This is a genomic window from Trichocoleus sp. ST-U2 (assembly GCF_039961875.1).
GTDB lineage: Bacteria > Cyanobacteriota > Cyanobacteriia > Cyanobacteriales > FACHB-T130 > FACHB-T130.
The window spans coordinates 20,840-28,292 of the sequence record NZ_JAMPJY010000061.1; the positions used below are offsets into that span (position 1 = coordinate 20,840).

Sequence of the window (7,453 nt, forward strand, 5' to 3'; positions counted from 1 at the left end):
GCAAAAGCGATCGCTCTGTTGCGCCACAATAATGCCTATTTCTCTAAGGTCTAAGCGTTTTTCCCTGGCACTGGTGACAGTTCTTGTCTCTGTCTCCGTGTCTTGGTGCGACAAAGCACCCGCAGCATTTATACAGCCCCTCCGAAGCAAACGGGGGATGGTTGTCTCCGCTCACCGACTGGCAAGTGACGCGGGACTGAGTATGTTACGCAAGGGAGGCAATGCCGTCGATGCAGCGGTGGCAACTGCTTTTGCCATCTCCGTTGTCGAGCCTTTTTCGGCTGGGATCGGCGGCGGGGGTTTTGCCCTGGTACGCTTGGAGAAAACTGGCGAAATCAAGGCGCTTGACTTTCGCGAACGCGCCCCCCTGAAGGCAACACGGGATATGTACCTGGATGCAGCGGGGAAGGTGCGTCCCAATGCCAGTGTCACTGGTTATTTGTCTGTAGCGGTGCCCGGAACGGTAGCGGGACTGTATGAACTCCATCGCCAGTATGGCAAACTTCCCTGGAAAGAAACGATCGCACCGGCGATTCGTTTTGCCAACGAAGGCTCTACGATAAACCCTACCTCGCGTTTTGCCCAAGTTGCGGGAAACCGCAAGGATGCCATTCTCAATAATCCCGCAGCCCGACAAATTTTTGCGCCGAACGGCACTTTGTTTGCACCGGGAGAGAAGCTGCTACAAAAAGATTTAGCCAAAACCTTACAAGCGATCGCCCTCAATCCTCAAGACTTCTATACTGGCGAGATTGCCCGCGCGATCGCGAGCGATATGGCAAAAAATGGGGGTTTGATTTCCCTTGAAGACCTAAAATCTTATAAAACGACTTGGCGTGCCCCCGTCTGCGGCAATTTCCGCGCTGCTCGGATTTGCTCGATGCCGCCGCCTTCGTCGGGAGGCGTTCACCTGTTGCAAATGTTAAATATTATCGGGGAAACAGATTTAAAATCCAAAGGATGGCACCACCCGGACACCCTGCATCTGATGGTGGAAGCAATGCGGATCGCTTATGCAGATCGAGCCGTACATTTGGGCGATCCCGCTTTTGTGAAAGTCCCGGTTAACGCTCTGATCGATCCGGCATACGCCGCCAAAAGACGCCAGGAAATTAGTCTAGAACGGGCACGAGCTTCCACTGAGGTAAAGGCAGGGAATCAACAGACGCTACAAGGCTTTGGCAAGTCCAAGGAATCGCAAGATACGTCTCATTTAACGGTAGTCGATGAGGAGCGCAATACTGTCAGCCTCACGTTTACGATTAACTACGGGTTTGGATCGGGTGTGGTGGTGCCGGGAACGGGAATTCTGCTAAATGACGAGATGGACGATTTTGCCGCTGCGCCGGGAGTCCCCAATGTTTTTGGCTTAGTGGGCGGTGAAGCGAATGCGATCGCTCCCGGCAAAATTCCCCTCTCCAGTATGACCCCAACGATCGTCACCGAAAATGGCAAGCTGCGGATGGCTGTCGGTGCGCCTGGGGGTAGCACGATCATTACTACCGTGATGCAAGTTGTCCTCAACGTCCTGGAATACGGCAGGGATGCCGGTGCCGCCGTTTCTGCCCCCCGCATCCATCATCAATGGCTTCCTGACAAGCTGAACGTGGAACCTTACGGTTTGGACGCCGCCACGCTTGCAGAACTGAGTCGTCGAGGGCACAAAATCGAAGAGCGATCGCCTTGGGGAAATGCGAACGCGATCGTCGTTACTCCTGACGGCTTATTAGAAGGGGCTGCCGATCCTCGCGGGGAAGGTGCCCCAAGCGGTTATTAGAGAGGGGTGAGGGAAGAGGGCTGAGGACTGAGGACTGAGGGCTGAGGAGTCAGGGAAGAGGGCTGAGGACTGAGGACTGAGGGCTGAGGAGTCAGGGAAGAGGACTGAGAGAAAAAGAGTGAGGGCTGAGGAGTCAGGGAAGAGGAGTCAGGGAAGAGGGCTGAGGGAAGAGGATTGATTTCAACCGCCCTCAGCCAGATGTAAGAAGCTTTCCTTAAAGAGCGGCAGTGTCAATTGTTATTGCCCAAAAATTGCACTAAAGGTTGAAAAGTTGGGACGAGTTCGGGACGACTCACGACTAAAGTGGGGAAAGAAATACTGCCATAATTCACTCCTTTTTGCAAAGGAAACACAGGTTTTGAATTCAGCGGTATCCAAACCCCACCCGCCGCCTGCAAAATTGCCCAAACTGCTGCAATATCCCAAACTTTGGGGGTAGATTCAACCCCGCCCAAGCTGGTACCGGAAGCAACTGCCAGGAAATTGTAGGTGGTGACGCCCAGCATCCGGATTTTGCAGGGGAAAGGTTTCTGCAAGATAGAGGTACTTCTGGCACACACGCAGAAGAAGTGACTGTTACTCGGAGCATCTGGACTAGTGTGAATCGGGCGATCGTTTAAAAAAGCACCATTGTCACCGCCCTCACCGTGCCAAAAGCCGTGAAAAGATTGCCTGGTGGGGGGAAAATACACGTACCCGAATACCGGAGTGCCTTGATAAAGCAACCCCATTGAAATTCCCCAAATCGGGATTCCCCGCGTAAAATTGGTGGTGCCATCAACCGGATCGATCACCCAGCACCATTCGGAACCGAAAAAAGTATGTTCTGCCTCTTCGCTTAAAACATCGTGAGTCGGGAATGTGCGAGCGATCGCTTCTCGAATTTCTCGATCCGCCCACTTATCTGCCTGCGTTACCAAACTCCCATCTGCTTTATGTTCTGCCTGGATCTGTCCAAAATCTTGCAGCAGTTGCTCACCGAGTCTAACAGTCGTCTCTTGTGCAAAGCTGAGAACCTTCTCCCAAAAATCTGTCATCTGCGTTCGTGGTTCGGGGTTGATGGCTAATGGCAATACAATTCACCATTAGCGATGATCTATTCGCAATTCGTTAGTCTAATTCACCTTCCAGGACAGTTGCGATCGCATTTTTGGCATCTGTGCGAAATTCTGACACATTTACTCGACTGAGGAACCAAACCGCTAGCACCATCCCCACGGATTGCAGCGCAAAGACCAATCCATAAGAAAGTACCGGGTTTGCAAATAGCTTTTTCCCCACATCCAAAACAGCACCCCCTGTCACGGTTGCCAGTGCCCGTGCCATTGCCTGCGCCAATCCCCAAGCACCGATAAACGTACCTGCCGTTTCCGCTGCTGTCAGATCCAGCATTAAGCTAATCGCGCCGGTGGTTGTGACACCAGAGGCAAGACCAAACAAGAATAACGCACCCTGCAATAACTTTTGATTTTGGCTAAATCCTGACAGGATAATCAACACGAAACAAGCGGCTACTAACAGACAGCCTAGCTTAGCTGTTTTTTGCTTACCTAGGCGCGGCACAATCAAGAAACCAGTGCTGCTAATTCCAATCAGCGTTCCCAATCCCCAGTAAGCATTCAGCTTGGTTGTTTCCGAAACTTGCATTCCGAAAACTTCGCCCCCATAAGGTTCTAAGACTGCTTCCTGCATAAACAAACTAATCGTCATTACCAGCAAAAACGTGAAAAAGATTCCCGTTTGCCGGTTAGCGGTTAACACTCGCAATGCCTTACCCAAGGTAATGCTATCTTCTCGCTCGACTAAAGTGGAACGAGAGGTATAGCGCGAATATTTTTTCTCAACGCCCACCGTCGCCAGCAATGCCAGACCCACCACGGTCGCCGGTACAATTACAAACAAGCGGTCGATCGAGGCTTGCAATGCTGATAGGGGTGCGTCTGTGCCGACTTGCTTGAGCAAACTGCTGCCAAGAATTGCCCCGATAACAATTCCCACCATCAGCATAGACCAGACAATCCCGACAAGTTTAGAACGATTATCTTCATCGGAAACATCCACCAACATTGCGGCAAAGGGAGTCGAACTCATACTCAGCGCCACGCCATAAAACACGAAGACAAGTGCCAGCAAACCAGTCCAGCCGGAGGTTTGGGTTGTCCATGACCAACCTCCGGCAGCTTGCACCACATTGCCCAGCCTCCACATAACTTGTACGGCGAGGAAGGATGCGATCGCAAACAGTGTTGCACCTATCCACACATAACCCGTGCGGTGATACCCCAATATCGGCTTTGCATCCGACATTTGCCCAAACCACACTCGCACTGGGGCAACAAACTGGTGCATCGCCAAGGCACCCGCTGCAATTGTGGCAGGAATTGCTAACTCCCCAATCATGACTCTGTTGAGGATGCCCAGCGCCAAAACGGACATCATCCCCAATCCCATCTGAAATAAGCCGAGTCGGAACATGGTGAATAAATTCACCTTGGGAGGAAATGACTCGCGGGGTTTCGAGTCTTCTGGTTGCAAATTTGATATATCACCTGTTGCCATCTTTTTTTAAAAGCAAATGAAAGCATCTTTTGCTGTTTTCATTTCACCATACTCATCTGCGACTGTCTGCGACGTTAAACTGAAAAATATAAAGTTTTGTAAAGAGTAGAAATTTTGAGCCTACAAACGATTACTTTAGGACGCGATGGTCCCACAGTCACCCAACTCGGTATCGGCACTTGGGCTTGGGGGGACAAGCTGTTTTGGAATTATGGCAGCGATTACGGGGAAGCCCAACTACGAGAAGCCTTTGAAGCCACGATAAATTCCGGCATTACCTTTTTTGACACTGCTGAGATTTACGGGTTCGGAGAGTCAGAGTCACTTTTGGGAAAGTTCATGCAAGAAACTGGATGTCCTGCCCAAATTGCTACTAAATACGGCCCTGCCCCTTGGCGATTCACGGCTCAATCGGTCTCAGATGCCTTAACAGACAGTTTAAAACGCTTGCGGGTTGAGCAAGTTGCCCTCTATCAGGTGCATTGGCCTTTTACCTTTTTGATGAGTCAAGAGACGCTGATGAATGCTCTAGCCGATGAGGTGAAGCGAGGCAGAATTGCGACAGTCGGCGTCAGCAATTACTCAGCCGAACAAATGAAAGAAGCCCACCAACTGCTGGCAGCCAGGGGTGTGCCTTTAGCGGTGAACCAAGTACGCTATTCTCTGCTAACGCGACAAATCGAAACCAACGGCATTCTAGACACAGCGCGTCAACTGGGGGTGACAATCCTGGCTTACAGCCCTCTTGCACAAGGGTTACTCACTGGTAAGTACACCGTTGAGAAGTACCAGGAACCGACGGGTGCCCGCAGATTTGACTCTCGCTTCAGCCGCAGCGGCTTAGAGAAAATCTCCCCGGTGACATCCTTGCTGAGTCAGTTGGGGGAAAAGTATCAAAAAACCCCCGCTCAGGTTGCCCTCAATTGGTTAATCGCTCAGAACGATGTGATTGCGATTCCAGGCGCAAAGACAGCCGAACAGGCGCGGCAGAATGCCGGGGCGCTCGGTTGGGAATTGAGCAGCGAGGAAGTTGCCCAATTGGAACAGGTGAGTCGTCCTTGGCGAAATTAAACCGATTTTAAATTTGGTTCGCAATCGAGGCGGTGCCTCGATTGTGTCCATTAGTGAAGGAACGACGCGAGCCGTATTCGACCCGTAGGCGCAGGCTGCGTCCGCCAGAGCGACAAAGGTAGCAGTACCGACCTAACTTCTACAGAACACAGCATTTTTTTAGCCAATTAGAAAAGCGACACATAAAATTTAACTTAGTTACCACTTCAGGCTAAAATTACTGGATGGTGTGAGTACACAGAAATATCTGTTTAGCTGATGTCCACTCGTTCATCTACACTGACCCGTCCGCAAGACTCTGTTGGCAATTCCGAGCCGCTGAGCAATCTTTTGACAGCCCCAACTGGTGACAAGCATCTGAAGCCTGTGACCAAAGCTGTCTATCAAGCCGACCAGCAAGTTAAGTTCCTGCATTTGCAGGCGGAAGTTGAAATTCTCTTGCAACAGCTGCAAACAATCAAACAGCAGCGGTTAGCATCGGATCGCGAGATGGCGGCGACACCCAGCACCGCTAACCCGTAAGGTTCGTAGGAAGAGGCTTTTATCCCTAGAAATGCTGTTTGTAACTCTATCGGCAACTCTTCGGTGCTAGCTTCGTTTGCCCGAAGTTATAAATCATTCGCCGATCAAAAATACTGCCTGCCACAAATCTGTATCGGGCAGTATTTTTGTGCGCGTATAAACGCACTGCACTCAACGAAAACCACGAGAACTTTAATCTCTGCATGACATCGACCATCCCAGCAACGATCCCGAACTCGGATGCAACCACTGACAGCCTGCACCTAAGAGACATTTTGAGGAGTCTACCGCGTGAGGTTTTTACCAAGAATCGCCGCAAAGCTTGGCTCACAGCGCTGATTAACGTTTTAATGGTTGGCTTGGGCTACTGGGGTTTAGCGATCGCTCCCTGGTTTCTTTTACCTCCCCTCTGGATTTTTATCGGCACAGGGTTGACTGGTTTTTTTGTGATTGGTCATGACTGCGGACACCGCTCCTTTGCCAATCGGCGCTGGGTGAACGATCTCGTGGGGCATTTATTCATGCTGCCGCTAATTTATCCTTTCCACAGTTGGCGGATTCTGCACAATTACCATCATGCCCACACCAATAAGCTTAATGAAGACAATGCTTGGGAACCCTTTCAACCAGAGTTTTATAACACTTTAGGAAGCTTGGGACAGTGGGGCTATCGCTTACTGCGGGGTCGATTTTGGTGGGTGGCTTCGATTGTCCACTGGGGCGTTATGCATTTTAACTGGTGGCAATTTAAAGGCAAAGACCGCCAGAAGGTGAAATTATCGGCGATAGTCGTGTTGGGATTTGCCAGCGTAGCTTTCCCCTTATTAATTGCCACAATCGGCATCTGGGGGTTTGTCAAATTTTGGCTTCTACCCTGGCTGGTGTACCACTTCTGGATGAGTACCTTTACCTTGGTTCACCACACAGCGCCGGAAATTCCCTTCACCCCCGCCGAGCAGTGGAATCAAGCTCAAGCGCAACTCTTTGGAACCGTCCATTGCGATTATCCACGCTGGGTGGAATTTCTCTGCCACGACATCAACGTTCACATTCCCCACCATATTTCTACCGCAATTCCCTCCTATAACTTGCGACTAGCTCATCGCAGTATCCAACAAAACTGGGGAGACTCAATTCGTGAATGCCGCTTCTCTTGGTCTTTGATGAAGCAGATTACAGCTGAATGTCACCTGTACAATCCCGAAGACTCTTACTACCAGTCTTTTAAGGACTATCACGCTCAATGATGAGTAGGGGCGGGTTTGAAATCCGCCCTTACATATATGAGACTTTATTCATCCATACCATAGAGACCTCAGGGGGTAACAGGAAGCTTGAAGCAGATGTGTAGCAAGGGATAGAGTCGCTAAGCACAAAAAAAGATAGGCTTGCTACTTGACCACAAGCCTACCCCAAAAAATGCTGCCTCCATTCTACCAAGCTCATCTCCACCAGTGCCTCAGTCCTCGCCATTACTTGCTCGTGAATCTGCTAGTGTTGCTATTGCAATGGCACAAACAAGGG

Annotated in this window: 6 protein-coding genes; 4 read left to right on the top strand and 2 right to left on the bottom strand. The window is 50.5% G+C overall.

The features are described 5' to 3' along the window. Window positions 1-31: 31 nt before the first annotated feature. On the top strand, window positions 32-1,777 hold the full coding sequence (ggt, locus tag NC996_RS25615; RefSeq protein ID WP_190685348.1) for a gamma-glutamyltransferase: 1,746 nt from the start codon (window positions 32-34) through the stop codon (window positions 1,775-1,777). A gap of 230 nt (window positions 1,778-2,007) precedes the next feature. On the opposite strand, the gene NC996_RS25620 is transcribed toward ggt, so the two are convergent. Continuing rightward, on the bottom strand, window positions 2,008-2,814 hold the full coding sequence (locus NC996_RS25620) for an inositol monophosphatase family protein (protein WP_190685351.1): 807 nt from the start codon (window positions 2,812-2,814) through the stop codon (window positions 2,008-2,010). 73 nt (window positions 2,815-2,887) lie between these two features. Next, window positions 2,888-4,336, bottom strand: coding sequence for a BCD family MFS transporter (locus tag NC996_RS25625; RefSeq protein ID WP_190685353.1), 1,449 nt, complete (start codon window positions 4,334-4,336; stop codon window positions 2,888-2,890). A gap of 114 nt (window positions 4,337-4,450) precedes the next feature. Between NC996_RS25625 and NC996_RS25630 the strand changes: the two genes are divergently transcribed. The 3 genes from NC996_RS25630 (at window position 4,451) to NC996_RS25640 (ending at window position 7,176) form a co-directional block, all read left to right on the top strand. Further along, window positions 4,451-5,407: an aldo/keto reductase gene (locus NC996_RS25630; RefSeq protein ID WP_190685356.1), complete on the top strand. Its 957-nt coding sequence runs from the start codon at window positions 4,451-4,453 to the stop codon at window positions 5,405-5,407. Window positions 5,408-5,665: 258 nt separating this feature from the next. Continuing rightward, window positions 5,666-5,929, top strand: a complete 264-nt coding sequence (locus NC996_RS25635) for a hypothetical protein (RefSeq protein ID WP_190434831.1) — start codon at window positions 5,666-5,668, stop codon at window positions 5,927-5,929. 203 nt (window positions 5,930-6,132) lie between these two features. Next, complete coding sequence (locus tag NC996_RS25640; protein ID WP_190685359.1) at window positions 6,133-7,176, top strand: fatty acid desaturase; 1,044 nt, start codon at window positions 6,133-6,135, stop codon at window positions 7,174-7,176. Window positions 7,177-7,453: the final 277 nt, after the last annotated feature.

Excerpts from the sequence above, each read along its gene's own strand:
- NC996_RS25635 (WP_190434831.1), top strand. The coding sequence starts at position 5,666 with ATGTCCACTCGTTCATCTACACTGACCCGTCCGCAAGACTCTGTTGGC.
- ggt (WP_190685348.1), top strand. The coding sequence starts at position 32 with ATGCCTATTTCTCTAAGGTCTAAGCGTTTTTCCCTGGCACTGGTGACA.
- NC996_RS25620 (WP_190685351.1), bottom strand. The coding sequence starts at position 2,814 with ATGACAGATTTTTGGGAGAAGGTTCTCAGCTTTGCACAAGAGACGACT.
- NC996_RS25640 (WP_190685359.1), top strand. The coding sequence starts at position 6,133 with ATGACATCGACCATCCCAGCAACGATCCCGAACTCGGATGCAACCACT.
- NC996_RS25625 (WP_190685353.1), bottom strand. The coding sequence starts at position 4,336 with ATGGCAACAGGTGATATATCAAATTTGCAACCAGAAGACTCGAAACCC.